Annotated in this window: 1 protein-coding gene and 1 pseudogene; one reads left to right on the top strand and one right to left on the bottom strand. The window is 57.0% G+C overall.

From position 1 onward, the window contains the following. A pseudogene (locus DVK06_RS16720) lies at positions 1-487 on the bottom strand (IS1595-like element ISHvo6 family transposase); the annotation flags it as partial. 114 nt (positions 488-601) lie between these two features. On the opposite strand from DVK06_RS16720, the gene DVK06_RS16715 reads away from it, so the two are divergent. Next, positions 602-840, top strand: a 239-nt coding sequence (locus DVK06_RS16715; protein ID WP_121601117.1) for a ribbon-helix-helix domain-containing protein, incomplete at its 3' end; no start/stop codon positions are given.

Here is an 840-nt window from a genome sequence, read left to right as displayed (position 1 = left end):
CTTGGCCTTTGTAGCCTGAACAGACCGTGCTTGATTCGTCGATTTGTGTTGGGCCCGAGATGGAGTGTTGGAATTGCTCCCAGACGAGGGGGAAGCCGCGCGTGACCGCGGCTTCCACCTCTCGAATGGCGTAATAGACGGTCTTGTACGCCCTGTCGAGCACAACCGCGATTTGTGAGATACTGAGCAACGTGTCTGCATAGAGGAGGTACGCGAGAAGCACCTCTCCGGTGGTGAGGTGCTTCTCGTGGAAGGGCGTGCCATAGGTGTAGACCGGTTTAAAATTGCAATCTCGGCAGATAACGCGGTCGGACGAGTCCCACGTGTGAATGCTGGGGTGGCCGCAGCGAGGACACGTGGTATACTCCCAGAACTGCTTGAGTCGCCGCTCGATGAGGGCATCGAGCGGCTCGGTGTCCAACTCGAACAATCCAAGATCAACGAGCTGGCGAAGCATTCCACCGAACGCTGGCTGAGTCTGAGACATAACCTCATGATTTCGGCTCGTTCACCGTAACTACACGGTCGTTCCTCAGCTCTACATAAGAGCGACTCTGGCTCGTACAGAGGACTTATTTGTGAGACACACGTCTCACAGCATATGAGCACTGATACCGACGACGGGCGAAACGACGACGGTGGGACCACGAAAATCGATGTCCGAGTCCCTACTGCAATGGTTGACGCCATCGACGAAGAGTTCGCCCGACGTGGGTACACCTCTCGGTCGGAGGCAATTCGAGACGCTCTTCGCGACTGGCTGAACCCATCGGTGCAGCTGTCCGAAGAGACGCTCGCGGATCTCCAAGAAAGTTGGGCACAGCGTGAGGCGGGCGAGAC

Origin of the sequence: Halorubrum sp. Atlit-28R (assembly GCF_003665955.1) — an archaeon.
Lineage (GTDB): Archaea > Halobacteriota > Halobacteria > Halobacteriales > Haloferacaceae > Halorubrum > Halorubrum tropicale.
This window is presented reverse-complemented; position numbering and strand designations above follow the sequence as displayed.